General features: G+C 54.3%; 22 protein-coding genes and 1 other RNA gene. 9 read left to right on the top strand and 14 right to left on the bottom strand.

The genetic code is table 11. The features are described 5' to 3' along the window. Positions 1–42: 42 nt before the first annotated feature. Positions 43–750 (bottom strand): fluoride efflux transporter CrcB, encoded by a 708-nt coding sequence (crcB, locus tag ACR02O_RS05705; RefSeq protein ID WP_494522975.1) that lies wholly within the window; start codon positions 748–750, stop codon positions 43–45. Further along, the gene (gene orn, locus ACR02O_RS05700) at positions 750–1,292 is read right to left on the bottom strand and encodes an oligoribonuclease (RefSeq protein WP_494522974.1); all 543 of its coding nucleotides are present in this window, start codon (positions 1,290–1,292) and stop codon (positions 750–752) included. The genes crcB and orn overlap by 1 nt, the downstream gene beginning before the upstream one ends. Positions 1,293–1,381: 89 nt before the next feature. Here orn and ACR02O_RS05695 point away from each other — a divergent pair, with 89 nt between their 5' ends. The 7 genes from ACR02O_RS05695 (at position 1,382) to ACR02O_RS05665 (ending at position 9,002) form a co-directional block, all read left to right on the top strand. Continuing rightward, positions 1,382–2,632 (top strand): M48 family metallopeptidase, encoded by a 1,251-nt coding sequence (locus tag ACR02O_RS05695; protein WP_494522973.1) that lies wholly within the window; start codon positions 1,382–1,384, stop codon positions 2,630–2,632. Continuing rightward, the gene (rsgA, locus tag ACR02O_RS05690; RefSeq protein WP_101054360.1) at positions 2,632–3,543 is read left to right on the top strand and encodes a ribosome small subunit-dependent GTPase A; all 912 of its coding nucleotides are present in this window, start codon (positions 2,632–2,634) and stop codon (positions 3,541–3,543) included. Before ACR02O_RS05695 ends, rsgA begins: the two co-directional genes overlap by 1 nt. Before the next feature lie 122 nt (positions 3,544–3,665). Next, a complete protein-coding gene (locus tag ACR02O_RS05685; protein WP_101054363.1) occupies positions 3,666–5,693 on the top strand; it encodes an alpha-ketoacid dehydrogenase subunit alpha/beta in 2,028 nt (675 codons plus the stop codon). Between the two features lie 9 nt (positions 5,694–5,702). After that, entirely contained in the window at positions 5,703–6,806 is a 1,104-nt protein-coding gene (locus tag ACR02O_RS05680; protein ID WP_101054365.1) for a 2-oxo acid dehydrogenase subunit E2, read from the top strand. A 30-nt stretch (positions 6,807–6,836) separates the two neighbouring features. Beyond that, complete coding sequence (locus ACR02O_RS05675) at positions 6,837–7,103, top strand: hypothetical protein (RefSeq protein WP_033157803.1); 267 nt, start codon at positions 6,837–6,839, stop codon at positions 7,101–7,103. A gap of 52 nt (positions 7,104–7,155) precedes the next feature. Then, entirely contained in the window at positions 7,156–8,013 is an 858-nt protein-coding gene (locus ACR02O_RS05670) for a hypothetical protein (RefSeq protein WP_458139061.1), read from the top strand. Further along, the gene (locus ACR02O_RS05665; protein ID WP_051670173.1) at positions 8,010–9,002 is read left to right on the top strand and encodes a polysaccharide deacetylase family protein; all 993 of its coding nucleotides are present in this window, start codon (positions 8,010–8,012) and stop codon (positions 9,000–9,002) included. Before ACR02O_RS05670 ends, ACR02O_RS05665 begins: the two co-directional genes overlap by 4 nt. Before the next feature lie 67 nt (positions 9,003–9,069). Here ACR02O_RS05665 and ACR02O_RS05660 read toward each other — a convergent pair whose 3' ends face one another. From ACR02O_RS05660 to rluC, 8 genes are all read right to left on the bottom strand, one after another. Continuing rightward, a complete protein-coding gene (locus tag ACR02O_RS05660; RefSeq protein ID WP_033157801.1) occupies positions 9,070–9,408 on the bottom strand; it encodes a histidine triad nucleotide-binding protein in 339 nt (112 codons plus the stop codon). Between the two features lie 8 nt (positions 9,409–9,416). After that, positions 9,417–10,013, bottom strand: coding sequence for a recombination mediator RecR (gene recR, locus ACR02O_RS05655; protein ID WP_033157800.1), 597 nt, complete (start codon positions 10,011–10,013; stop codon positions 9,417–9,419). 2 nt (positions 10,014–10,015) lie between these two features. Beyond that, positions 10,016–10,339, bottom strand: a complete 324-nt coding sequence (locus ACR02O_RS05650) for a YbaB/EbfC family nucleoid-associated protein (protein ID WP_026147014.1) — start codon at positions 10,337–10,339, stop codon at positions 10,016–10,018. A 16-nt stretch (positions 10,340–10,355) separates the two neighbouring features. Then, positions 10,356–11,954 carry a DNA polymerase III subunit gamma/tau gene (gene dnaX / locus ACR02O_RS05645; protein ID WP_494522972.1) on the bottom strand — a complete coding sequence of 533 codons (1,599 nt, stop codon included), beginning with the start codon at positions 11,952–11,954 and terminating at the stop codon, positions 10,356–10,358. A 33-nt stretch (positions 11,955–11,987) separates the two neighbouring features. Continuing rightward, positions 11,988–12,084, bottom strand: an RNA gene (gene ffs / locus ACR02O_RS05640) — signal recognition particle sRNA small type. A gap of 116 nt (positions 12,085–12,200) precedes the next feature. Beyond that, positions 12,201–13,184 (bottom strand): signal peptide peptidase SppA, encoded by a 984-nt coding sequence (gene sppA / locus ACR02O_RS05635; protein ID WP_458139059.1) that lies wholly within the window; start codon positions 13,182–13,184, stop codon positions 12,201–12,203. Positions 13,185–13,191: 7 nt separating this feature from the next. Continuing rightward, positions 13,192–13,839 carry an HAD-IIIA family hydrolase gene (locus ACR02O_RS05630; RefSeq protein WP_494522971.1) on the bottom strand — a complete coding sequence of 216 codons (648 nt, stop codon included), beginning with the start codon at positions 13,837–13,839 and terminating at the stop codon, positions 13,192–13,194. Further along, positions 13,823–14,782, bottom strand: a complete 960-nt coding sequence (rluC, locus tag ACR02O_RS05625) for a 23S rRNA pseudouridine(955/2504/2580) synthase RluC (RefSeq protein WP_494522970.1) — start codon at positions 14,780–14,782, stop codon at positions 13,823–13,825. Before rluC ends, ACR02O_RS05630 begins: the two co-directional genes overlap by 17 nt. 418 nt (positions 14,783–15,200) lie before the next feature. On the opposite strand from rluC, the gene ACR02O_RS05620 reads away from it, so the two are divergent. Beyond that, positions 15,201–17,429, top strand: coding sequence for an Rne/Rng family ribonuclease (locus tag ACR02O_RS05620; RefSeq protein ID WP_494522969.1), 2,229 nt, complete (start codon positions 15,201–15,203; stop codon positions 17,427–17,429). A 66-nt stretch (positions 17,430–17,495) separates the two neighbouring features. Here the strand turns inward: ACR02O_RS05620 and ACR02O_RS05615 are convergent, their stop codons facing one another. Both ACR02O_RS05615 and ACR02O_RS05610 read right to left on the bottom strand, forming a co-directional pair. Further along, entirely contained in the window at positions 17,496–18,380 is an 885-nt protein-coding gene (locus ACR02O_RS05615; RefSeq protein WP_494522968.1) for a carbon-nitrogen hydrolase, read from the bottom strand. Between the two features lie 71 nt (positions 18,381–18,451). Beyond that, a complete protein-coding gene (locus ACR02O_RS05610; RefSeq protein ID WP_494522967.1) occupies positions 18,452–19,483 on the bottom strand; it encodes an agmatine deiminase family protein in 1,032 nt (343 codons plus the stop codon). A 1,014-nt stretch (positions 19,484–20,497) separates the two neighbouring features. Between ACR02O_RS05610 and ACR02O_RS05605 the strand changes: the two genes are divergently transcribed. After that, positions 20,498–21,526, top strand: a complete 1,029-nt coding sequence (locus ACR02O_RS05605) for a hypothetical protein (protein WP_494522966.1) — start codon at positions 20,498–20,500, stop codon at positions 21,524–21,526. A 167-nt stretch (positions 21,527–21,693) separates the two neighbouring features. On the opposite strand, the gene ACR02O_RS05600 is transcribed toward ACR02O_RS05605, so the two are convergent. Together ACR02O_RS05600 and ACR02O_RS05595 are read right to left on the bottom strand one after the other, a co-directional pair. Next, entirely contained in the window at positions 21,694–22,659 is a 966-nt protein-coding gene (locus ACR02O_RS05600; protein WP_494522965.1) for a tetratricopeptide repeat protein, read from the bottom strand. Next, a complete protein-coding gene (locus ACR02O_RS05595) occupies positions 22,659–26,480 on the bottom strand; it encodes an eCIS core domain-containing protein (RefSeq protein WP_494522964.1) in 3,822 nt (1,273 codons plus the stop codon). The genes ACR02O_RS05600 and ACR02O_RS05595 overlap by 1 nt, the downstream gene beginning before the upstream one ends. Positions 26,481–26,483 lie beyond the last annotated feature (3 nt).

Here is a 26,483-nt window from a genome sequence, read left to right as displayed (position 1 = left end):
GATGTTAAAGATCCTGAATTGAAAAAAGAGATAAAACGACGGCTATACCTGCTTGCCCAGCCACAAGCCGGTCCACAGTGCAGCGGCGCAAAACACGATGTTGCTTAGAAAAACGGTCAGCATCGCACCCATGTGCGATTCGAAGGAATGACCACTTTCCAGAAGGTAGAGAATCAAATATAAGCCGGACAGCGTGATGAACAAACCAATCAGAACGGTCACCAAAATTGCCCGGTACTCTATCGAAATGGCGAGCTTGTGCATCAAAACGGTGGCGACGATGCCAATCAAAAACGCGCCGATGCCATTAACCAGCGTCAATGCATAGGGAAACGGCCAGTCGAACACACGAATTGTGCCCTGCGAATAGAAAAACAAGCCTTTGCCTAGCGCCAAACCGGCCCATACCGCTAACAGGCAACCGAACACGCTGGCTACAATATTCAGACCGGCCTTGCTGAGTTGTCCCTGTTCCAGCAAATAAAAGGTTTCCAGAGAAAAGCTGGAAAAAGTGGTAAAGCCGCCCATCACCCCAACCAGTATCGCGGTGCGGTATTCCAAGGCAATCGTCAGACGTTGCAGAATCAAGGCTTCGGTCATCAGCCCGATCAAAAACGAGCCGAGCAAATTGACCATCAAGGTACCGTAAGGAAAGCCCCTGCCCAGCCACAGATACACGCCGCTGGAAGCCAGATAGCGCAACATGGAGCCGATGGCGCCGCCCAGAGCGACCGCGAATAATTGCAACATCAGATAAAGAACGTTTCCCGGTAGTACCGTAATTCTTCGATGGACTCGATGATGTCGTCCAGCGCTTTGTGCGAGGCTTGTTTGTTAAAGCCATCCTTTAACTGCGGCGCCCAGCGCGCGGCTAGTTCCTTAACGGTGGAGACGTCCAGGTTGCGGTAATGGAAATAGGCTTCCAATTTGGGCATGTAGCGATAGAGAAAGCGCCTGTCCTGACAAATGCTGTTTCCACAGATCGGTGACGTTCTGACCGGCACCCATTCTTGCAAAAACGCGATGGTTAGCGCTTCCGCTTCGGCCGCGTCGATTTTTGACTCCTTCACCCGCTGAATCAATCCGGACTGCCCATGGTGCTTCTGGTTCCAGTCGTCCATTGCCGCCAGCGCCGCGTCAGACTGATGCACCGCCATCACGGGGCCTTCGGCGAGAATATTCAAATGTTTATCTGTGACTACCGTGGCGATTTCGATGATCAGATCATTATCAGGATCCAAGCCTGTCATTTCCAGATCGATCCAGATAAGATTGTCGGCATCTTGAGCCATTTTCATTCCATGGTATTAATAATGTTGCGGCAAATTGTAGCATTAGCTAATCTGTACCGCTAATTGTTAACCCCACCTACATAGGCTTGATGAACACGTTTACTGGCATTTTTTTAGCGGCTTTAGTCCTTTCCTACGGCATCCAATTCTGGCTAGCGATGCGCCAGAAATCCTATGTTTTGCAACATCGTGAACAGGTGCCTACCGCCTTTCAAGACCGGGTGTCTCTCAGTGCCCACCAAAAGGCCGCCGATTACACGATAGAAAAAAGCAAACTGGGCGACATCGATAGCGTGGTAGGCATGGTGTTCTTGCTGGCACTGACCTTGGGTGGAGGCATCAGCTTGGTATTCGATTTTTGGTCGACCTTCGATTTATCGCCGCTGATGGCCAGTTTGCTATCCATGGCCAGCATCTTTCTGCTGATGACCGTGATTGAAATCCCGTTCAGTTTGTACCAAACCTTTGTTATCGAAGAAAAATATGGCTTCAATAAAAGCAAGCTGCCGCAATTCGTGAAAGACCAACTGATGTCGATGGGCTTGACGCTGGTTATCGGCTTGCCGATTCTGGCTCTGATTCTATGGGTCATGGACAGTATCGGTAGCCTATGGTGGTTATATGCTTGGGCGATCATCATGAGTTTCTCTCTGTTGATGAGCTGGCTGTTTCCGACCTTGATCGCACCGCTGTTCAACAAATTCGAGCCGATGCAGGAAGGCTCTTTGAAGCAACGTATTCAAGGCCTATTGGAACGCTGCGGCTTCAGCAGCAACGGCATTTTCATTATGGACGGTTCACGCCGTTCCGGCCATGGCAACGCTTATTTCACCGGCCTGGGCAATAACAAGCGCATCGTGTTCTTCGATACGCTGGTCAATTCGCTGGACGAGGAAGAATTGGAAGCGGTTTTGGCACACGAGTTGGGCCATTTCAAATGCAAGCACACCATCAAGATGCTGGTGGCTTCGTCGGTGATGACCTTGATCAGCTTTGCGGTGCTAGGCTGGTTGATTACCCAGGACTGGTTTTTCGACGGTTTGGGGGTCACTACCCATTCCAACGCTGCCGCATTATTGCTATTTATGCTGGTATCGCCGGTCTTCACCACGTTTATGCAACCGATCAGCGCCTATTTTCAACGTAAATTCGAGTTCGAAGCCGACGACTTTGCGACCCGAAATGCCCAAGGCAGCAAAATGATCAGCGGTTTGGTGAAACTTTACGAAGAAAACGCCAGCACGCTGACCCCCGACCCCTTGTACTCCGCATTTCATTACAGCCATCCGCCCGCCGCGATCCGCATAGCGCATATCGAACAAAAGATGCAGTCCGCCTGATGGCAGACTTGCACCAAGGCTTGGTCGTCGCCCATCTCGGCAAGGGGATTGCTGTCGAGGTGAGCGACGATGCCGGTGTAACCGTCGAGCAGCTCGTGCTTTGCCAAACACTACGTAAACTGGACACTGTGGTGGTCGGCGACAGGGTGATGCTATCGATGTCCTCACCCGAGCAAGGCCGCATCGAGCAAATAATGCCCAGGCGCTCGGTGTTGCAACGCCCGAGCCGCGGCAACGACACCCGGCCGGTAGCGGCCAATCTGGATACCATTTTCATCGTCTTCGCCGCCGAACCGGAATGCGATTTTCTGCTGCTGGATCAATATCTGGCGATTTGCGAAAACTGCAATATCGATGCGGCGCTAGTACTCAATAAAATCGACTTGCCGCTATCACCCGCCGTCGAGGCAGAACTGGCTTATTATCAAAACTTGGGCTATAGCCTACATAGAGTCAGCGCCAAACAAGCGGTTGGTATTCAGGGTTTACAACAGGTTTTGGCACAGCAGACCAGCATGTTCGCCGGCCAATCCGGGGTTGGAAAATCGTCTTTGACGAATGCACTATTGCCGGACCGGAACCTAAGAACCAACACTGTATCGGAAATCACCCGCCACGGCCGCCATACCACCACGGCCGCGACGCTTTACCATTTACCGGGCGGCGGCGATTTAATCGACAGCCCCGGCGTGGCCATATTTGGCTTGGCCGGTTTGTCGGAAGGGCAACTGGCTTGGGGTTATAGAGAATTTCAGCCGCACATCGGCAAATGTCGCTTCAACGACTGCCGGCATGTCAATGACAAGGATTGTGCGGTGCGGCTGGCGGTAGAAGCGGGCCAAATTGCCGCAGAGCGCTACCAGCGCTTCTTAAAACTTAGAGAAAAGATGCCGCCGGGCAATCGCAACTAGTCCCTTCCAACACATGATTCTGCATTCCGGACCAGCTCAATCCCATCTTGCGTGCTACAGTAGGTTCGCGTAAATTATATTCTTTCGACTAAAGCACTAGCCAAGACCGCCGGAACCAATACATGGATACACACACAGTAGCTCGCCTTCCGGACGATAAAACTTGGCAAGTGCCGGGCTTCACGCGCGACCAGCACGGCAAGCCGCAAATCGAGCTCGACCCGGCAAGTCTTTATGCATATGGCCACCTGATACGCCTGACCGAAGAATTGGTGCTGGATCAATTTTCCCGCGGCCTCGTTTCAGGCACCACCCACACCTGCATCGGCCAGGAGCTCACCGCATTATCGGTGGTGCGCGCCTTGGACCATCCCGATGACGCCGTGCTTTCCAATCATCGCAATCACGGCCATTTCCTGTCGTATTCCGGAGACTTTGTCGGACTGGTTGGCGAAATTATGGGCCGGGAGGCCGGCGCTTGCGGCGGTTGGGGCGGCAGTCAACACCTGGTCCATCGTAATTTTCACAGTAACGGTGTGCAGGGCGGCATGCTGGGCATCGGCGCCGGCTTAGCGTTAGCGCGCAAGCTGCACGACAGCGCCGGAATCGTGGCCGCCATCATAGGCGACGGCACACTCGGCCAAGGCTTGGTTTACGAAGCCATGAATATGGCGTCGGTCTGGAACGCACCGTTGCTGGTCGTGGTCGAGAACAACGGTATTTCTCAGACTACCGTCAGTCGCGACAATCTGGGCGGCGACATCCAAGCCCGTGGCGCAGCATTCGGACTACCCACTTGGCGTCTTGCCGACGATGATCCTGAATTCTGCCGCAAAGTAGCGGAAGCCGTCAGCGCAGTGCGCGCGAGTCGCGGCCCCGGCTTCCTGGTAATCGATACCCGGCGGATGGGCCCGCACAGTAAAGGCGACGATCTGCGCGATCCAAACGAACTCGCAGAAATTCGCGCCCGAGATCCATTGGCCGCCTTGGCCAGGCAGTTGCCGGCAGATACGCTGGCAACTATCGAAGCCCGCAATCGCGAATTCGTGGAAACGGTACGCCAAGCGGCCAACGCGTCCCCGGAAGCCACGCTCGCCGAGACACCGACACACATCTTCTCCGCTCAACCTGAATACCCAGTGCCCAGTTATCCGCCAATCGCGGCGGGCAGCAACGTGCGGCAGGTTTTGAACACCGCCTTGCAATTCCTGCTCAAGTCCGATCAGCGCACGCTATTAATCGGCGAAGACCTGCACGACCCCTACGGCGGCGCCTTCAAAGTCACACAAGGCCTGTCCAGCGAATTTCCCGGTCGCGTCATTTCCACACCGATCAGCGAGGCAGGCATCACCGGCTCGTCTATTGGCTTGTCGCTTGACGGCTACTTGCCCATCGTGGAAATCATGTTCGCCGATTTCCTGTCGCTATGCCTGGATCAACTGCTGAACCATGCCGTGAAATTCCCAGGCATGTTTGCAGACACCTCCGTGCCTATAGTCATCCGCACACCTTGCGGCGGCCGGCGCGGCTACGGCCCCACCCACAGCCAAAGCCCGGAGCACCTGTTTACGTCTGTGCCAGGCCTGACCGTGGTTTACGGCAGTCATAGGCACAATGTCGCCGAACTGTTAATCGACGCGGTGCTGCGCTGGCACTACCCGGTGCTGTTTCTGGAACACAAACTGCTGTACGGCGAAAAAATGGACCCGGCGGATTATGTCGCGCTGCCGGCCACGGATGATGTGGCGACCCACTTGTTCCCTACCCTACGCCGGGGTGCGAATGAACCTGATGTAACGTTAGTAAGCTACGGCGGCATGCTGACAATGACCGAAGCCGTGGCGAACAGACTGGAAAGCGAAGAAGAGCTGGAAGTTGAAATCGTCTCGCCGTCGCTGCTGTCGCCGTTGCCGCGCGAATCGCTGATCAAGCATCTGGCAGCCCGAGAATGCGTGGTCGTGATCGAGGAATCTCACCACGACTTCGGTGTCAGCGCCGAAATCGCCGCCGCTTTGCTCGAATCAGGATTCAAGGGCCAGTTTCTACGCATCGGCACACCGCCCGTGCCCATCGCCTCCGCCCGCAGCCTGGAGCGCAGCATTATTCCCGACGAACAATCGATAATCGAGCAAATTCTCGACCTTTTTTAAAGGACCGCCATGCCCACTTTCCAAACCGTCCCCTGCGTGAACATCAACGACGAGTTCGTGGACGTCGTCAGCATCGACGTCAAGCAAGGCGAGTTCGTCACTAGCGGCGACGTGGTCGCCACCGTCGAAACCGACAAATCCATGATAGATGTGGTCGCCGAACAAGACGGCTACGTGCTGCGAGTCGACTGCGAACCGGGGCAAAAAATCCGTGTCGGCGCCGTGATGTTCTGGCTGGGTGAGACGCGCGACGAAGCGATCCCGGAAGAAACCAAGGACACTTCGTCAACAGCAAGCGCCGTGCGCCAACCCACGGCAAAAGCCAGAGCCATGCTTAAGGAACTGGACATCGACCCGTCCCGCGTCCCCGTCAGCGGCGAACGTCTGTCGGTAGCCGACATCGAGACTTGGTTGAGCAAGGGCGGTAAGCCCGGTAAAGCCGCCGCGACTACTCAAACGGTAAACCGCCGGGAAGATACACCTGCGGTTGCAGGAGACTTGCAGGAATTGTCGCCGGAATCGGCAGGCATGCTGCATACAGTTGCCTGGCATCGAGATTTTGCGGCCTCGGCCTATCTGGAAGTCGAATACGACCCCAAACCCTGGGAAGAACGCGCCGCCGCCTATGCGGCGGAACATAAGCTGATGCTCTCGCCCTTGCTGCCATTGATGGCCTTTCGTTTGGCGGAATTGGGCCGCGAACGCCCTATAATAAACTCCACGATAGTCAACGGTCAGCGCTTTCAATACACACCCGTCAATATCGGCTTTACCGTGCAGGCTGGCGCGATGCTTTACCTAACCGTGGTGCGCGACACGCAAGACATGGACGCAGCACAATTCATCAGCGCCCTCGGCGAGGTACAACGCCACGCCATGGCACACAAGCTGCCGCCGCAGGAAGCCACCGGCGCTACCCTATCGTTTTCGAGCATGGCACGTTGGAATGTCAGCCGCCACACCCCTATTCTACCGCCGCAAACAGCGCTGATTATTGCTCACGCCGCGCCGAAAAATTCCGATAAGGCCGTACTGGGTGCCACTTACGATCACCGCGTTCTCACGGGTTTCGACGTCGCACAGGTGTTGCTGGCGTTATCCCGTCCGGCATAACCACTCACATAAACCAGAGGCCACCGATAGATGAACCTAAATCCCGACGAGATTAAAGCCGCGATACGCGCCAAGGTAATAGAACTAGCCAAAGCGCTGGACATGGACGCCTCAGGCGTTACTGACGACGACATCCTGCCGGCCACCGGTGTGCTGGATTCCGGCGCCATTCTGGAACTTGTGGTCTGGTTTGAGGCCAGCTACGACTTTCGGATCAAACAGGAAGACATGAACATCGACAATCTCGGCTCGATTAATGCGATGACCGACTTTCTGCTGTCCAGCAAACAAGCGTAAGCCAAACAATCTACCGCAGCCTATTTGATGCAACCGCGCTGAAGGAATAATCATGGCCATGCCGACGCTGGAACCGATTCAAGACGGCGACCTGCTCGCTTTCTGCCAATTTCTCACGGAACACCTGAGCTCTGAGCGCAGTGCCGAGCAATGGGCGCAAGCTTTCCAGCAGAACTGGGGCGTAACCAAGCCCAACAACGGTTTTCTGATCCGCGACGAAGGCAAAATTGTCGCTGGCATCGGCGCGATTTATGCGGAGCGAATTATTCACGGTAAACCGGAACAATTCTGCAACATCACCAGCTGGTGCGTGCTGGAGGCCTTCCGCTCGCAAAGCATGCGGCTGGCGATGGCTGTCGTGTCGCAACCCGGCTTCCATTTCACCGACCTGACGCCGACGGAAGTGGTATCGAAGACGCTACAGTTCCTGAAGTTCAAGCCCATGAACGAACGCCACGCACTGTGGCCCAATCTTCCCTGGCCATTTGCCAGCCTTGGCGGCGTACGTGTAATTACCGATCACGATGCTATTGAACAGGCGCTTGCGCCCGCCGATGCCAAGGTATTCCATGACCACCGCCACCTGCCCTGGCTTAGACACTTGGCAGTTGGAAAACCAGGCGCGTATTGTCTCGTGACCTGGAAACCGAACAGATTAAAAGGCGTCCCCGGCGCGCTGGTGTTGGGATTCAGCGATCCCGAGCTGTTTTTGATTTACCGCAATAGCATCGGCTCACACCTGTTACAGAAAGGTTGTTTTTACACCCGAGTCGAGTCGCGCCTGCTGCCCCGGCTACCACTGCTCTGCCACGAACTGGCCGGCTACCGCAACAAAGTCTTTCGCAGCGACACCCTGGCTGAAGCCGACATCAGCAACTTTTATTCCGAGATCGTGGGGCTAAACCAGTGAGCGAACGAAAACTGATTCGTGTAGACAGCGAAACCCGCCCCATCTTGTCGGTAGTCATCCATACCGAGGAGGAGTTCGATTGGAACAAGCCGCACGACAGGCAGGCCACCGGCGTTAAGCATATGCGCCACATCGACCGGGCACAGAAGGTTTTCGATAGTTTTGGGATTGTGCCGAACTATGTGGTCGACTATCCGATTGCTTCGCAAGAAGAAGCTTTCGGTCCGCTGAAAGCCTACGCAGATTCGGGACGAGCACTGATTGGAGCGCATTTGCATCCCTGGGTGTCGCCACCGCACGATGAAGAACTGAACGCCCGCAACTCCTATCCCGGCAATTTGCCGCGCGCGCTGGAATATGAAAAACTCAGGATACTCACCGAGCAAATCAAAAGCTCGTTCGGCACCTCGCCGTTAACCTATCTCGCGGGCCGTTACGGCTTCGGTCCCAATACCGGCGAGATTCTCGAAGAACTGGGCTACGAGGTCGACATCAGCGTGGCCGCGTCTATTGATTACAGCGCCGACGGCGGCCCGGACTACTCCAGCTATACCAGTGACCCGTTTTGGTTTGGCAATCAGCGCCGCCTGCTTAGCTTGCCCGGCTCGGGCGGTTACGTGGGAACATTGCGGGCGGGTGGCACGCCTCTTTACCGGCAGCTGATGCATCCCTGGCTGCGCAAAGCCAAGATTTCGGGAGCAGTCGCCAGGCTGCGACTCCTAGAACGCATTAGGCTTTCCCCTGAAGATTACAGCGAGCCGGAGATGCGCCGCTTAACCAAATCCTTACTGGCCGACGGTGTGCGAATCTTTGTGTTCAGCTTTCATTCGCCGTCGGTGATGCCGGGCGGCACACCTTACGTGAACAGCGATGCGGACCTTGAACGGTTTCTGGAAAAATGCCGGCGCTACTTCGACTTTTTTATGCGGGAATTGGGTGGCGCGACCATGACCCCGCTGGAGATCAAGGACTGGCTGGAACGACATTGATGGAGCAGTTGCCCAAGCATAAAAAAGCCGCGAATTTCGCGGCTTTTTTATGCTTTTTATATCCGCGTTAACCCGGCGGCCAATGCATTTGCCTGCCGGCCAGTAGATGCATATGTAAGTGGTGCACAGTCTGTCCGCCGTCATCGTTACAGTTGAACACAGTTCGGTAACCGCTTTCCGCATAGCCTAGCTGACCGGCAATTTTAGCAGCAGTCTGTAACATCAATCCGCCCAGCAAGGCATCGTCCAGATCATTTAAATTAGCGACGTGGCGCTTAGGGATGATTAACACATGCATGGGCGCTTGCGGGTGTATATCCCTGAACGCCAGTAGTTGCTCGTCTTCGTAAACCACATCCGGCTTGATTTCACCGCTGCCCATCTTGCAAAACAAACAATCACTCATATGTCCTCCTAAAATTCGCGGCGGCCGTTAAAGGCGTGCGCCAAGGTGCCGCTGTCGATAAATTCCAGCTCGCCGCCCATCGGCACGCCGTGCGCGATGCGCGTGGCGCGGATATTGAGTTTGCCGGCGACTTCGCCGATGAAATGCGCGGTAGCCTGCCCTTCGACGGTAGAATTGGTCGCCAGGATGATTTCCTTGATCTGGCCGCTCGCCATGCGTTGCTCGAGCAACTCAAAGCCAAGCTGATCGGGACCGATACCGTCCAACGGCGACAAGCGGCCATGCAATACAAAGTATTTGCCCTTGAAGGTAGTGGCTTGATCGATCACCCAAACGTCGGCAGGACTTTCGACCACGCAGATCGTCTCCGCATCGCGCAGCGGATTAGCGCAAACTTCGCACAACTCGGCTTCGGTCAAAGTCCGGCATTCGCGGCAATGGCCGATTTCGTTGACGGCTTTTGCGAGCATTTTGCTTAATTGCATGCCGCCGTCACGGTTGCGCTGCAATAGATGGAAAGCCATGCGTTGCGCCGATTTAGGGCCCACGCCGGGCAGGCAGCACAGGCTTTGGATCAACTCTTTCAGCAGACCTTGGTTTTGCATGCTTAGAATGGCATTTGGAAACCGGGTGGGATCGGGATGCCGGCAGTAACATCGGCCATTTTTTCTTTTTTCATTTTACCGACTTTATGCACCGCGTCGTTGATCGCCGCCGCCACCAAGTCTTCCAACATATCCTTGTCGTCACCCACCAAAGACGGGTCGATACTGACCTTGCGGACCTCGCGTTTGCCGGTCATCACTATCGTCACCAAGCCTCCGCCGGACTCGCCTTGCACTTCCATCGCGCCCAATTCTTCCTGGGCTTTTTTAAGGTTGTCTTGCATTTTTTGGGCTTGTTGCATGATGCCCGCTAGCGCATTTTTCATCATTGTCTCTCCAATATTAATTCAGTGGCTCGATACTGCCAGGCATGATTCTAGCGCCAAACGTGTCTTTCAAAGCCTGCACATTTTCATCGCTATTAATGCTATCGACTGCCGCTTGCTGCCGATCTTCGCGCGCTTTTTGAATTTCCAGCGCCGGTGTCATTTGCTGCTCTACTTGCTTGCTTATCAACAGTTTTAAGGGTTTACCGTAATAATTTTGCAATGCTACCCTTAGGTTGTCCTCGGCTTTAGTCCCGACTTGCTGGAAGCTCGGATCGAGCAGCAAGCGGCAACTGCTGTCGTCGATCCCGTCCAACACGCAGTTATTCGCCAGTTCGCGGGTACGCCCGCTGATATTCAACGCGGCTATAATCTCGGTCCAATTGCTCGGTTTGACGACTTGTGAGACTGATAACGGACGCGGCTCTTCGATGGATTTGGCGCTGCTCTCCACAACCGCAACCGGCGCCGGCGTACTGGCAACCGACTTAACGACCGGCGATTTGGCCGGCTCAAGCGTTTGGGCTTCCGCAGTTTGCGGCCGGAAAGTCAGCATCCGCAGCATGACCATTTCAAAACCGCTACGCGGATCGGGCGCCAGCGGCAAATCGCGTTGGCCAAGCAAGCCAATCTGATAATACAGTTGCACGTCTTCGGGCAATAAAGTCTTGGCTAGAGCGTCCAATAATTGCTTATCAAATTCCTGATCGACGAAATCCGGCATTTGCTGTAACAACGCGACCCGATGCAATACCCGCAGCATCTGCTGCAAAATATCGGCGAAATCCGGCGTCAACTCGGCGACATCGGCGATTTTTGCCAGCAAGGCCCGCGCATCGCCTGCCGCCAAAGCCTGCAACATCTCGTCGATGGGTTGCTGAGCGACAGTACCAAGCATGCCGATCACCGCTTCCGCCGTGACGCTGCCGCTACCGTAAACGATGGCCTGATCCAGCAAGCTCAAGCCATCGCGCAAGCTGCCGTCAGCGGCTCTGCCCAACATTTTTAGCGCGGCAGGCTCGAAGGCAATTTGCTCCTGGCCCAAGATGAACTGCATTTGCGCGTCGATTTGCTCCGGCAGCAACCGTTTTAGATTAAATTGCAAACAGCGCGACAATACCGTGACCGGAATTTTATGCGGATCGGTGGTAGCCAGCAGAAATTTGACGTGCGGCGGCGGCTCTTCCAGGGTCTTTAACAAGGCGTTAAAGCTATGCCCGGACAGCATATGCACTTCGTCGATTAAGTAGACTTTGTAGCGGCCTTGATTGGGTGCGTACTGGGCATTGTCGAGCAGATCGCGGGTATCTTCGACTTTGGTGCGGGAGGCGGCATCGACTTCGATCAAGTCCATGAACCGGCCTTGCTCGAAATCTCGGCAAACCCGGCATTCGCCGCAAGGGTTGAAATCTTTTAGATCTTCACAGTTGATGGCTTTGGCGAGAATCCGCGCCACCGTGGTTTTGCCGACGCCACGGGTGCCGGTGAACAGATAGGCATGATGCAATCTATCATGCTGCAAGGCGTGCATTAACGATTGACTGACATGCTCCTGACCGACAAGCTGCTTGAAGTTGCTGGGACGCCATTTTCTGGCAAGAACCTGATAAGCCATTAGCAACGCGGAAAGGCAAGAGTTGGGCGGCTACTGCGCCAGCCACATCCCGGCACACGAGTCCGCTGCTACCGTTGCTTCCTTCCGGACCTGGCGGGGTTTACAGCGTATCGTTGCGAGAGGACCGACACAGTAACCATAAAACATCAGCAAGACGCTGAAGAGTGGCGCATTATCCATAAAAGTTCATCGATAAGCAACTGTCTTGCCAAAAATTAAGTAAATAAATGGATAACACGCGCCGGACTACTGCATCGCCGGCACAGGCAAACGGCTGGCGATAGCATGACCGAACGAAGCGCCGAACTTGCCGGCCAAGCGGTCGATCAGGCGCTCTTGAGGAGTGAAGTTTACTTTCTCTTCAGTACCGAACTGGTCGCGGGCAACGCTATCGACGCTGCCGAAATCATCCGCCAATCCCAGCCTGACGCCTTCCGTGCCGGTCCAAATCAGCCCGGAGAACATCTCGGGCGCTTCGGTTTCCTTCAAACGCTTGCCGCGCCCTTCGCGCACCGCACCAATGAATTGTTGGTGTACTTGGTCGAGCAATGACTGCATATGCTTGCTTTCTTGCTGATTGACCGGCGAGAACGGATCGAGCATGGCTTTGTGTGCGCCGGCGGTTAACAAACGCCGCTCCACGCCCAGCTTGTCCAACACATCGGTAAAACCGAAGCCGTTCATGATGACGCCGATAGAGCCGATGATGCTGGCCTGATTCACGAATATCTTGTCGGTAGCCGAGGCGACATAATAACCGCCGGATGCGCACATATCGCCCACCACCGAATAAATCGGCAATTGCGGATGCTTGGCTTTCAAGCGCCTGATTTCATCGTAAATGTAAGCGGATTGCACCGGACTGCCGCCGGGTGAGTTGATATTGAGAATGATACCCTTGACGTTTTTATCCTTGGCCGCATCACGTAAGCCCTCGATCACCACATCAGCACTGGCGGCCTCACCTTCGACAATCTGCCCCAGCACATCAACGATAGCCACATGCTCGGAGGTGCCGGACTCGATATCCTCCTTGAATTTCGGATAAATCGCTATACCCAGCACAACGGCCAAATAAGCAAACGTCAGCAACTTGAAAAATATTCCCCAACGGCGCGCCGCTTTCTGTTCGTCGATTGCGGCAAACGCCAACTTCTCCAGCACCGACTTTTCCCAACCGGGGCTGTTTTCAGCAATATCTTCGGGAAGATCTTGTTTATTCTCCACCATTTGTCTCCTATATGATTCCGATTAAATCGGTGGCATAGTTCACACACAACAAGGGATTGTATTTTTGCAAGGTTGCCGCGGAATGCGCCCCGCAAGTAACACCGATTGACGCGACTTGGGCATTTAAAGCCATTTGCAAATCATGCACCGAATCGCCGACCATCAAGGTGCGCTGTTTATCCACACCCAGTTCGGTCATGATTTCATCCAGCATCAGCGGATTGGGCTTGGAAGCCGTTTGGTCCGCACAGCGCGTAGTACAAAACAAATCCGCCGCACTGGTCGCATTCATTGCCGCATGCAAACCCGTACTTTTCTTGCCGGTCGCCACGGCCAAGCGATACCCTTGGTCACGAAACTGCTTCAACATCTCACGCACACCGGGAAACAAGTCGTCAGGGCCGATTTGTTTGCTAAAAAAAGTTTTCGTGTAATCGGCAGCGATCTTTTGCCGGATCTCGGGCTCTTCATTCGGAAACAGTTGCTGCATCGCATTTTCGATACTCAAGCCGACGATGTCCCTGACCGCCTGCGCTTCCGGCACTGCACATTCACAGCTCATCGCCGCTTGTTGGATGCAGTGCACGATCCAGTCCACCGAATCCATTAAAGTACCGTCCCAATCGAAAATGATTAAATCAAAGCGGTTTTTCATGATTCAGCAATTCTTGTAAATCCTCGGGCAATGGCGCGGTAAAGTGCAGCAAGGCACCGCTGACGGGATGCGCAAACTGCAGTTGCTCGGCGTGTAAAAACAAACGCTTGTATCCGCGCTTTTTAAAGGCTTTATTCGTATCGTCATCGCCATAACGATCATCAGCCACAATCGGATGCCCCAGCCAAGCAGCATGTACCCTAATCTGATGGGTACGGCCTGTTTTAGGCGCGGCATGTACCAAGGTGACATCCTGAAACTGCTTCAGCCGCGTGAACAAGGTTTCGGCGGATTTGCCTGCCTGGCTGACCACTACCATCCGCTCGCCGCCCTGGGCGACGTTTTTCAATAAGGGCACCTCAACTAATTGTTTCTTGCGTTGGAACTGCCCAACCAATAAAGCCAAATAGGTCTTCTGGATACCATCGCCGCGAAAAAGTTCATGCAATAGCTTCAATACTGAACGCTTCTTGGCAATCAACAAGCAACCGGAGGTTTCCTTATCCAGCCTATGCACCAATTCCAAAAACTTCTGTTGCGGCCGAATCTGTCTTAGTCCTTCGATCACGCCGGAACTGACGCCGCTACCGCCATGCACGGCAAAGCCGGCCGGCTTGTTCAGCACGATAAAGCCCTCGTCTTCGTAAAGAATGTGGTTTTCCAGGCTGAACTTCAAGGTGGGCTGAACAATGATTTCGTCTTTTTTTTCAGCGACTCTGACCGGCGGAATTCGCACAATATCGCCCAACTGCAACTTGTAACTGACGTCGATACGGCCTTTATTGACTCGAACTTCACCCTTTCGGACCATGCGATAGATACGGGTTTTAGGCACGCCCTTGAGATAAGTGATCAGAAAATTATCGAGCCTTTGTTCGCTGTTTGCCTCGGTAATCTCCAGCCATTGTACTTGCGGATTGGTCTGATTTTCTGCGGTATTCATGCGGCAAATAATAACAACATATCCGCCAGCCATGTTTAAAATTGCTGCTGTCAATAAACATTGCTATATTAGGCTAGTTTATCTTTGGATAGACTTTAGCTATAAAAATTTAAAGACCGGGGTTTCAGCGTTGTGTCTTCGCGCTGACCTAAAAGAATTTTTTCGGGTTTTATCGCTCAACCCATGATGAGCGAGCTGCATCCTTAGAATAGAGTTCGGTATAACAGACCTCCCACTTTTCAAGCGCCACCCTCGGCAATGCCGATAACCCGCTGCGACAATTACTACAACTAATTGCAGTTTTCCGTCAGTCTGGCCGCTCACTTAAGTACATATTGGGAAACACGCCGCCTTTATCCGCGACAACCAAACCTGTTTAAGCTCTAAGTAGGATACAAATTACAATAAGGATAATTTAATGAAAAGAATGCTTATCAACGCCACGCAGCCCGAAGAGCTGCGGGTGGCATTGGTAGATGGTCAGAAACTCTATGATTTCGACATCGAAGTTCCTTCAAAAGAACAAAAAAAATCTAACATTTATAAAGGTATCATCACTCGGGTAGAACCCAGCCTAGAAGCCGCCTTCGTTAATTACGGCGCCGAAAAACACGGTTTCCTGCCGTTCAAGGAAATCGCTCCTGAATATAGAACAGGCGATAACGAAGAAGGTAAATCCTCCAAGTCCAATATTCGCGAAGGCCAGGAGATCGTCGTTCAGATCGAAAAAGAAGAACGCGGCAACAAAGGCGCGGCGCTAACGACTTACATCAGTCTGGCCGGCACCTATCTGGTGCTGATGCCGAACAATCCGAAAGCCGGTGGGATTTCCCGCCGCATCGAAGGCGACAACCGTAGCGAATTGCGCGAAACCATGGCTGCTTTGGAAATTCCGGACAGCATGGGCTTGATCATCCGCACCGCTGGCTCCGACAAAAACGTCGAAGAGCTGCAGTGGGATTTGAACTACCTGCTGCAACTCTGGGAAGCCATCGACCGCTCCAGCAGCGAACAAACCGCGCCCTTCCTGATATTCCAGGAAAGCAACGTGATCATCCGCGCCCTACGCGATCACTTGCGCGGCGATATCGACGAAATACTGATCGACCAGGAAGGCGCCTTTAAGTTGGTGCATAACTTCCTGAAACAGGTGATGCCGCACAATCTGCACAAGGCCAAATTGTATCAGGACAGCGTGCCGCTATTCAGCCGCTACCAGATCGAAACCCAAATCGAAATGGCCTATCGCCGCGAAGTGTCTCTGCCTTCCGGCGGCTCCATCGTCATCGATCACACCGAAGCCTTAACTTCTGTGGACATCAACTCGGCGCGCGCCACCAAAGGCAGCGACATTGAAGAAACCGCGCTGAACACCAATCTGGAAGCTGCCGACGAGATCGCCCGTCAACTCCGGTTGCGCGACTTGGGCGGTTTATTCGTGATCGATTTCATCGACATGATGTCGAATAAAAACCAACGCGAAGTGGAAAACCGCTTGCGCGATGCCCTGAAAATCGACCGTGCCCGCATCCAGACCGGTCGCATCTCGCGGTTCGGCTTGATGGAAATGTCCAGACAGCGTCTGCGTCCCTCACTGGGCGATTCCACGCAACTGACCTGCCCACGCTGCAAGGGCCAAGGCACCATCCGTAACGTCGAATCCGTCACGCTGGCTGTATTGCGCTTGATCGAAGAAGAAGCGATGAAAAAAGGCACCGAGCGGGTCATCGCCCATCTGCCTATCGATTGCGCGACGTTCTTGTTGAACGAGAAACGCGCGGCGATTCAGGAAATCGAAACCAGACTGCAAGTCGGCATTATCGTGTTGCCCAGCAAACATCTGGAAACGCCGTCTTACGACATCGAACGCATCAAATCGGCCGGCGAAGTTAGCGAAGAAAAAGCCAGCCATTTGCATATCAAGGAAGAAGATATTTCAGTACCGGAATTTGCCAAACAGGCCGGACCCAAAGCCGAAAAAGCCGCTATCAAGGAGTTTTTACCAGACTCCCCGGCCCCTGTACAAAGCAAAAAAACCTCTGCCGGTTTGATTCAACGCTTCTGGCAGCGTCTGATCGGGAGTAGCAAAGCCGCAGAAGGCGCTGAAGCCGCTGAAAAAAGCAGCGAAGATAAACCCAGATCCGGTAGAAACAATCGCCGGGACCGTGGAGATCGCGGCGACAGAGGGGAGAGAGGCGAGCGCTCAACATCAGGTCGTAACAACAACCGCCGTAACAACAACCGTCGCCCACCCAACGGCGCGGCAAATAGTGAAGCTACCGGCAACTTACCGGCCGAGCCGAAACAAACCGTGGCTATTGACCAGGAAAACGGTGGAGACGCCGCTGCAACCGCCAAAAAAGAGAACGGCGGCCAAGAACGTAGCCGACGCAGCCGCAGCCGCAGACGCGGCCCGCGCAACGGCGGCGAGAGACGTCCCGAGCAAAGCGCCGGCGGCGAAGCTGGCGAGAATAGCCAAGCGGGAAATCAAGACGGCGAACGTCCAGCCCCCGCGTCCAGCTATTCCGAAGGCGGCGAAGCAACCAGCCAGCCGCGCTCTTATGACAGAGAGTTCGCCGAGCGCAGCAATAATCGCCACAGCGAAACACCTCAAGAACCTATCAGCCGTAGCGCCAGCGAAGACTGATTAAAAAAGCCGGGCAACAGTTCTTGCTGTTGCCCGGCTTTCTCAAGTCGCTGAACTCATCAGCGTTTAATCGATAAACCGTCTCTTCAAATCCGCATATTCATCTATCCTGCGATCCCGCAGAAACGGCCAGATGCGCCTGACGTCTTCGCTACGCTGCGCATCAAGCTCGGCAAATAACAACACATCCTGATTATCGTCGGCGCTGCTTAGAATCTCGCCTTGCGGGCCGGCGATAAAGCTATTCCCCCAAAACTGAATGCCCGGAGCTTGATCCGGCGCGGCTTCGAAACCGATGCGGTTGCAGGAAATCACTGGAATGCCGTTCGCCACCGCATGCGCGCGTTGTACCGTAATCCAGGCATCGCACTGGCGCTGCTTTTCAGCGGCGTCATCTTCGGGATTCCAGCCGATGGCGGTCGGATAAATCAAAACATCCGCGCCAGCCAGCGCCATCAAGCGCGCCGCTTCCGGATACCATTGGTCCCAGCAGATCAACACCCCCAGCTTGCCTATCGAGGTTTTGATTGGGGTAAAACCTAGGTCGCCAGGCGTGAAATAAAACTTCTCGTAAAAACCCGGATCGTCGGGAATATGCATTTTCCTGAACGTACCGGCGATGCTGCCGTCCTTATCAAACACCACGGCAGTGTTGTGATACAAACCCGGCGCGCGTTTCTCGAAAATGGTCGAGACAATCACCACCTGGTTGACCTTGGCCACTTCAGCCAGCGTTTCACAAGCCGGGCCGGGAATTGGCTGCGCCAAATCAAAACAGGCTGTGTCTTCGCTTTGGCAGAAATAATGATCGAGATGTAGTTCGGGCAAGACCACCAGATCGGCGTTCTGCCGGGCGGCTGTTTCGATTTGACTGATTGAGTAAGCCAGGTTGGTTTCCCGGCCGCGATTGCAAGGCTGCTGCACGGCACAGGCGATAATCGATTTTTTCATGGGCTGATCGGTTTGAAGTCTATACAGGGTGCAATACGCCAGCGCATTGCACCGGAAAATCAGGCAAAAACCTAGAAATTCAATTTAACGAAGGCCGGCACCTGCATGCTGGCGCAATGCAAACTACCATACTGATGCACTAACGGCCGACAAGGCGTGGCGATAATTTCATGATTAGGGAAGCAGGTTTTCAGCCGTTCCAGCGCCACCACATCCATCGCGTCTTCGTAAACCGGTACCAATACCGCACCATTGATAATCAGAAAATTCGAGTAATTGGCAGGCAATTGCTGGCCTTGTTCGTCAAAAATAGGCTTCGGCAATGGCAGCGCCACCAAACGATAAGCATCGCCACTTGCAGTTTTGAAGGTCTTTAACTGCGCTTCCATATTTTTCAGACTTTGGAAATGCGGATCTGCACTGTCTTCGCAAGCCGTGTAAGCAATCGTGTTGGCGTCGCAAAACCGGGCCAGTGTGTCGATGTGCGCATCGGTATCGTCTCCAGCCAGATTGCTTTGCTCGACCCACAAAATCCGCTTCGCGCCCAAATAGTTTTGCAACTGCCCGGCAATCGCCGCTTCCGACAAGTCCGGATTGCGGTTGGGGTTGAGCAGACAATTTTTGGTGGTCATCACGGTGCCTTGACCGTCCGACTCCACGCTGCCACCTTCCAGCACCAGATCCAGCGTGGCAGTGGGATGACCTTTAAAAATCGGATGCGCAAACAGCGCCAGATTCAAAGCATCGTCGGCCGCATGCGGATATTTTTTACCCCAGCCATTGAATCGAAAGTTAAGCAACTGCACGCTGGCTTTGGGATGCTCCCACTCCATCGTCAAAAACACCGTATCCCGCAGCCATATGTCGTTGTAATCGGCCTGCACCATATGAATTTTGTCGTTGTGGCCCAGTTGCGTCTGAATATGCTGCTGATGCTCGCCGTCCTTACAAATAATCACCAAGGGCTGAAAGCGACTGATGGTAGTGGCGACAAAATGATAGGTGTCTTCGACGGCGGACAGATTGGTAAAGTCGCCGCTGTGATGCGGCCAAGCGATAATAACGGCTGATTGTGTTTCCCATTCTGCTGGAAAGCGAATCATGAAGTACTCCCTGGATAATGTGGCTTTGAGAAATAATGCCTTATTGTATCAATGCTGACCGGTTAGGCCTATTCCACGGAATTTTAATGTCAATGCGGCGTATGCCTGGACCAGAAGCAAGGTTGCAACGGGATTGGTGCTAACACCGAGAAAAAGCCGAAGTGCTGTTCGCAAAGCAGGAAGGGAGACATAACCGGAGATGGATGACGAGCCCGCCGGCGGGGGATACCACAGCCTAAACTGTAGCCTCCAACCCGCCAGCCTACCGCCGATGCCGTTGACGAGGTCAGACTCGAGGTCTGTAGTCAGTCAGAAATCCCGAAATTTACCGTGAGGCCGCACTAACCAAGACATCTGCCATCATTTCAGCCAATTATGAACAAAATACGAAACCACGATTGCTCGAGGGATTCGACGCCACTATGCACTAATTTGAATCTTTCCGTACCCGCTCTTTACGTGGTAATTGCCCCTAACGTTCAATCCTCAGACAGGACACGCGTTGCCGCTCATTTGTTCCACTCGTCATCGACCGCTTGCGCAGTGTTAACACCGCAGTAGCGCTCTGCGTTTCATTCTGGCCTTCCGGCCGATTTTTTCAAGCGGGAATATTGATTTTGCGGGGGGTTATTGGCGCAATTTCAACAATTAAGGCATCAAGCTGGACTCGAATCCAGGATTGTTACTGGACTGCCGCCTGCGCGGGAGTAGCAATAACTTAGACTCAATAGCTATAACATATGCGAATATTTCGAGGTTTTGCGACTAGCATTCCTACCCAAACCAATCCGTTCATCGCAGCTAAAACCGCCACCACCTCAGATCTAAATCAGGCCGCCTGGACCGATAAGATTGCAGCTGTATTGAATACAATGTTAGGCCGTTTAGAACCTCAAGGATTTCATAAGAAGATTGACGTAAACAATAGCCCTAATGTACAAGATATGCAGACCTGGATAATAACCTGTTAACTTTTTGAAATAGGGCGGACTCAAGCTCTAGAGGGAATGAAAAATGGCCGTTGGCACAGAAGCACTGTATGGAGAGGCAAAGGAGTCGCTTGAGCGAATTCAGAAGTTTGACGTGTCTACGCTTGTGCGTGAGTCCGAGCTAGGTAGTCGTCTAAATTTTGAAGATGCCATTGAGCCAGCGCAACTTCTTATTGATCTATATAAGCGGCTTTCATCTACGGCGTTACAAGACTTCCCAGATAGTGTTCTTACAATAATTCGTGATAACGCTAACAATCACTTTCAGCTCTTTTCGCAAGCTCTCGAATTTGACCCCGAACAACAAGATCCAAAAGGCATGCGGACGGCAATCTTGAGTAATATCTCAACAGCCTATCCGTCTGCGTTTCAAGCGCTGCATCCCTACATAGCATATTCGCTGCATCGCTCTGCTGATTTTCAAAGACTTGACGCAGATGCAAGAGCCACCTTGCAGTCAATTGAAGACAAAGCATCCAAAATATCAGAAGCGCTGGCGCAGCACGAAAAAGATGCGCAGGGCGTCCTGAATGAAATACGCAGGGTGGCCGCCGAGGAGGGGGTAACTAAGCAAGCATCCCATTTCAACGCTGAATATGAACACCACAAGGTCGAGGCGGAAAAGTGGCAAAAGTATTCCGTATGGCTTTCGGTTGGGCTCGGGTTATTTGCAACATTGTCGCTGTTTATTCATAAGATTCCGTTCTTGAAGCCTGAAACTACATACGATGCCGTTCAGTTGTCCATAAGTAAGTTCCTAATTTTCTTTGTGATAGCGTACATGCTATTCCTTTCAGCAAAGAACTTCCTGAATCACAAGCATAATGCAATCGTTAACAAGCATCGGCAAAATGCGTTAATGACTCACTCAGCATTGGTTGAAGCTTCCGGCAGTGAAGGAGTGAGGGATGCTGTGTTGCTTCAAGCAGCTATCTGCATTTTTTCCCCACAGTCTACGGGCTATGCCTCATCGGATTCGGATATTTCCAACCATAAGTCTGTGGTTGAAATTCTATCCAAGCCGGTAGCTCAAGCAATGAAAGAAGTTAGCTAATAAATCCAGCCGACAGCTAGCGCGCCGGCTGATTATGTCGTTGAGCGACTACTCGGGGACCATAACCTTCCATTGGTTTAAAAAGGGTGTGGGTGGCTTTTGGCCGTTGCCCACCCCTCAAAAAATTCTTTTAACCAAATTGGCTAACCCCTCCCACCTCAATAAACTCAACTCACCAACAACATCTTCCGCGCCTTAACCCCGTAGGCATCATCCGGCAAATCCGCCAGTTGCCGCAGCAATTGCGTGCCGGATTCCTGCTCGCCGTTTTGCTGTAAGGCCAGACCTAAATAGAATTGATATTTGCTGGACGCGCGCGCGGCCTCGCTTATAGCCTCCAGCTGCTCCAGCGCCGCGAGCGTATGCTGACCGGACAACAAAACCACCGCCAAATCAAGGCGCGAATCGTCATCGTCCGGATTATGTTCCAGCAAATGCTCGAACTGGGCGATGGCGACATCACGGTTACCCAGACTCAGGTTCACCAAGGCCAGATGCCGCAACGCATTGCTATCTTCCGGGTTAAGGGCCAGCGCGGTTTCCAACGCGTCGCGGGCGCTGCCCAGATCGTTACGCAGGAAACAGGTAATACCCAGTTGCGCCCAGGCTTCTTGATGTCTGTTGTCCAGTGCCAAAGCCTGCTGATAATGCTGCAAGGCCTCGGGCAGCCGTTGCTGAGCGGCCACGGCGATGCCCAGACGAGTATGCAGCTGCGGCGCGTTGGGTTGCAGTTTCAAGGCTCGGATCGCCGCATACTCGCCGCCCTGAAAGTCGCCGAGTAAGACTCTGATGCGGGCCAGATTGTCCCAAGCCGTGACGCTATCCGGATCGCATACCGTAGCCTGCTCCAGATGTGCCAAGCCCTCGCCGGCACGACCGGTATTCACCAGCACCTGACCGAGATTGCAATGCGCCATCGCCATATTCGGCTTCAACCGCAACGCGGTACGCAAATGCACTAAAGCCTCCGACCACTCTTGTCGCTGAGCCAGCACAAAACCCAGATTGTTATGCGCGCTGGCATTGTCAGCGTCCAATTCCAGCGCCGCCCGATACAAACGCGCCGCCTCGACCAGATTGCCGGCCTGATGGGCGATTACCCCTTCTCTGAGCAGATCGTTAAGCGCATTCATCAGGCTATCCTGGCAATCAAACCACTCAAAATGTCGCCCGGCGAAATGTCCGGCACCTCGAACTGCACGTCATCCAGCGATACATCGAAGGGTTGTCCTTCGTGATAATGCACCGGCAGGCTGATACCAAACTTGTAATCCGAACCAAATTGATACGAAGCCAGTTGCCAACGCTGATCGTACACGCTGAAGCCCAATGCAGTCACGGCTACGTAACCGGAAATATCAAAGGTAAAGCTGGGTTGCGCGGACACCGCCAGCTTGGCAGTCAAATCCAGGCCTGTGGCCGGCGTCCAATCCACATGCACCCCCGCCTCCGCCGCACCCTCAATACCCAGTTTGCCGCCTATCTCCAGGCCGCCGGTGGCGCTGGCGCCGGTAATGCCCAGACCGATACCGGCCCGCACCGCCAAGCGTAAGCCGGCGTCGGCCGGCACTTTGAGATGCGCGTCGCCGGTAATTTTGGTGTCTTGCTCGTGATCGGGATTGTAGGTCAAACCGATTTTCAATTGATCCAGGCTACCGGGGCCAATGCCTGCCGTCGCACTGAGATTGCCGCCCACTTCCGCGACGATACCCGGCACAATCGGCACTTGCGTGGCAACGGCAAACAGCGATTTGTTGATTTCCTTGCGCGGAAAGATCTCCAACGAACTGGGTAAACCCATTTCGCCGGACACGGTAATCTCGCCTTTCTCGTCTAATGTCAATCCAACCGTCGCTATTAACCAAGGCGCGGCAGTGACATCGACCGTGCCGCTGCCCCACACCTTGATCGGCTCGGCCTCGCCGCCACCTTCACCGACCACGGCTTTGGCATTCAAATCGATATTGCCGGCCAGCATGCTGCGTTTGTAATTGGCCGTGAGTTTGCCATTCAATAAGCCATCTTTATAATCCAGTTTGATTTTGGCGCTGGCGTCCAATCCGCTCAAATCGGGCTCAAGCTCACCACCGCCGCCCAAAGACCAGACATCGCCCTTCCGATCAGCAGCAATGTTCAGCTTGCCTCCCTTGATGCGTGGAATGGTGTCGGACAGCGTCGCCTCGCCGCCCAGGCTGATATTGCCGGTATCGTCGGCATGCGCGGACAGTTTGGCGCCTTTAAAGCCGGGCACGGAAACCTCGGCATCGCCGGCAAAATCGATGGCTTTTTTGGCATCGTCGTAAGCTAGGGTAAAACTGGCTTTTTTGATGCCTTTCAATGCGCCCGGCTTCAGGCCCAGCGTCCCGGAGGCTTTAATGCCTTTGGCGCTGTCATAGTCGATACGCCCCGCACCAGTGAACAGCTGTTTATCAAATTCCAGCTGGCCGGCCATCGCAAAGCCGCCGGCGGTGGCACTGCCTTCCAAAGAGCCTTTAGCCAGTTCGCCAATGTGAAACTCCACCAAGCCGGCGGCGGCAATCGGCGTGGCCGCGCCGGCACTCAGCGTCAGCGAACTGCTATCCAATTGGATAGGCCCTTTCATATCGAATTCATCGGTAGAAAAGGTTTTTGAAAAAACCAGATCGCCGCCCACCAACGCCACATCAACCGTCGTGCCAGCCAACAGCGGAATGCCGTCGATGGTTAAGACGCCGCCGCCGACGATATTGGCGCTGGCATCCATATCGGCATTGTTCAGCGCAATCGGACTCAAAGTCTTGGCTTTAAAGGCGTTGCGATAAGCCTCGGCTACCTGGCCGGGCGGAATATGGCATAGCGTCGGCGCACCGCTGCTGACAAAATTCAGCGTGGTATTCTGTGCATCGACTTTTTTGGTTTTGGGCATGGTCAGCGTCACCGTACCGCTGCCGGCGGTGCGGTTGAAGGTTCCACCTACCACCGACATGCCGCCCCAACTACCGGCGTCGAAAGTTTCGCTGCCGGGGTCGCCCTTCAAGGCGCTAACAAACATCACCCCGGCGCCGGGGCGCGGCAGCAGCCGCAATTTATCGTTGGCAAACAGATCGGGCGCATTGGATTTGGTGGCTTTTTCCAGAGGCTTCAGGTGCTCCATCTTGGTGACGCGGTCCGCCTGCCAACAGATGCCCGGATTGCCGCCAACGGCGCCCTCGAATTTCACTTCGTCGAAAATCAGCTTGTCCTGATAGCTGGTTTTGATGGCATCCAGCGCTGCCGACGCCGGATCTTTGGCTGCGGTAGCCGGTGCTGCGCCGCCTCCCGCGGCAGGGGCCGGCGCAGGCGCCGCAGCATTCGCAGTCGGTGCCGGTGCGGCTCCAGGGGCGGCTTTGCCGCGCCCCGGCAGCGGTTTGGAGAGGTTTTCCGGCAAATCACCACCACCTTCCACTTCGGGAGGAATGGCCGCGCGTATCGCCTTATCGATGGCATTTTTAATCTTGCTGCCCGAACTGCGATTGGCGCTGGCATCCAGTAATTGGAAGTTTTCCAGCTTGTCCGCATCGCCGCCCAATTGCAGTTCCAGAATATGATCGACATCGAACAGGTGCGGCGCGCCCTGGCTATTCCACCACGGCAGAATAGCCTGCTCTCGGATGTCGCTTTCGGAGCCGATCAGATAGCCTTGGCCGCCCCCCCCGGCTTTCAGCTTCAACGCATATTGCGTGCTGGCACCGTTGGTATCCGGCAAAGTGTTGTCGCTGCCGAGATAGGGTTTTAAATCCCAGCTGCCGGACGACGGTTTGATCTGCTTTTTCCAGTCGTCGATCTGGTTGGTACGCTCGTCGGCTTGTGGCAGTTTCCAATTGGTCAGGCCGCCGTATTTGGCGCTGAACTTTTCCTGCATGCCCGGTTTTTGCGGCAAAGTCAGCAGGGGCACATGCAATTCCCCACCCTTCAGCGTGCCTTTGCCGGCACTTTTCGCGCCACCCGATGCCGGAGTTGCGGCAGGAGCCGCCGGCGGCGCGCGCATCACACGTTGCACCCCGCCGCTTTGTTGCACCACATGGCTCAACTCGTGCGCCAACAGTTCGCGCCCGGCATCGGCTTCCGGCGCAAACTCGCCGGGCGCGAAGTACACATCGTTACCAACGGTAAAGGCGCGGGCATTGAGTTGCTTGCACAAATCCGCCGCTTCGGCATCGTTATGAATGGTCACCCCGGCAAAATCCGCACCAAGCTGTTGCTCCATCTCGCGCCGGATACTTTCCGGCAACGGCGCCCCCTTACCCCGGCTTTCCTCGATTCGCGCCTCCACCGACTGCTCGACTGTGTTTGCCGACGCGGCTGATTCGGTATCTTCAGGCTGTTCCACTGATTCGGAGGCAGCCCTGCGCAGGCGAGCTTGAGCGACCGTTTGCTCCTCGTCCGCCGGTTTGGATTTGCGTAACAAACGCGCGGCGGGCGTAGGTTGTTCGTCTGTTTTTTCCGGTCCTGCGACCTTGCGAAATAGCCGGGCAGCCTTGGGGGTTTCTTCTTCCTTGGCTTTACGGCTCAGCCGCTTGAGTTGATCCTCTTTTTTATCTTCGGTTTCCACAGAGCGCTGCGCGGCTGGGTTTTTCTTTTCCTCATCCGGCTTTTTCGCCCGGCGCACCGGTCTTTGCTCCTCTTCCGGCTTGGCTGCATCCGCCACAGCCCGGTTCAGCCGCCGCAGCAAGCGCTGAGCACTCGGCACCGGCTTGCTGGAAATCATCTCCTTATCTTCCTTCACCCCCGGCTGTTTGGCGGTTTTTTTGGCGCGGCTGACTTCCTGAGCTACTTGGTCGGCTTCCTTTTCTTCAGGGTCATGCGGCTGGCTGACCGACATCTTGCGTTGCAGATACGCCGGCTTGCGCTGCTTTTTCTCTTCATTGGGTTTGGGCGGCGCGCTGGTTTTGCGCTGCGGCGATTTTTTACGGAGTTTGGACGCCAGGGTTGCCATAAG

It is taken from the genome of Methylomonas sp. PHL2-19, assembly GCF_059331595.1.
The sequence above is the reverse complement of the archived record's forward strand: the minus strand, read 5'-3'. Positions and strand labels throughout refer to the sequence as shown.